General features: G+C 48.1%; 1 protein-coding gene and 1 tRNA gene. One reads left to right on the forward strand and one right to left on the reverse strand.

Annotated elements, in window-relative coordinates; translation table 11 throughout:
- Nucleotides 1–201: hypothetical protein (locus A8L45_RS25125; protein ID WP_217492219.1), on the reverse strand; the 201-nt coding region annotated here is incomplete at its 3' end.
- Nucleotides 202–206: 5 nt separating this feature from the next.
- Between A8L45_RS25125 and A8L45_RS23325 the strand changes: the two genes are divergently transcribed.
- Nucleotides 207–282 (forward strand) — tRNA-Asn (locus A8L45_RS23325).
- Nucleotides 283–918 lie beyond the last annotated feature (636 nt).

Consider the following 918-nt stretch of genomic DNA (forward strand, 5'->3'; position numbering starts at 1 on the left):
TGGGTGTTGGATCCATTGTGTGCTTTGCACACCTGTGTCGGTCCCTAGCCGGGCGCGGTCGATTCCGCCTCGAGGCACCATTACAAAAAGGTGCTGAATGCTGTGTATGCTTCGCATACATGTGTCAGTACCTAGCTGTGCGTGGCCGACTCCGTTCACAGGCAACCACATATTGGTGTCCAACGTGAATTCGTTGAACAATCAATTCCCCCTTAGTTCAGTTGGTAGAACGGCGGACTGTTAATCCGTATGTCGCTGGTTCAAGTCCAGCAGGGGGAGCCACCTTCAAAGCCCTGGTCGGGAGACCGGGGCTTTTTTGTTTCTGTTATTTGAGGCTTTGCCTCAATATGTCGCTGACCTGGGCGGCCCCAGCTAGGCGCCCCCGATAAGGCCAGCAGGGGGAGCCACCTTCAAAGCCCTAGTCGAGAGACTGGGGCTTTTTTGTTTCTGTTGTTTGAGGCTTTGCCTCAATATATCGCTGACCTAGGTGTCTCTACCCAGACAGCCCCACCCAGACAGCCCCAATAACTCTCAAAGTGGCATTCTCATTTAGGGCTTTGGTAAAAACCACGGTGCTTTTTTATATTCCCGGTTTGTAGTGTGATCAGAAGGTGTCATTGAGCTCTTCAAGTTCAAGAACGCAAATAGAAACACTATTCTCGGGCCCTCGGTAATATGATTGAAGCTATTTTGTGTCTTTGGCTTGATCGTCTACTGCTTTGCCATTGCAAACGAACAGTCTCATCAGTGCATCTTTTAGTCATCGATCTCTTCTTCGGCCGTTTTCTTTGTCATCGTGAAGGATAATGACTGTTTCATGGGTAAGGCTGATTAGCTTTATCAACGAAATTTTTTATCGATAGATACTCAGAAATGTATAATCAATGAGCGAACAAACGAGGAAATCACACTAAGCGG

This window comes from Veronia pacifica, assembly GCF_001707825.1.
Lineage (GTDB): Bacteria > Pseudomonadota > Gammaproteobacteria > Enterobacterales > Vibrionaceae > Veronia > Veronia pacifica.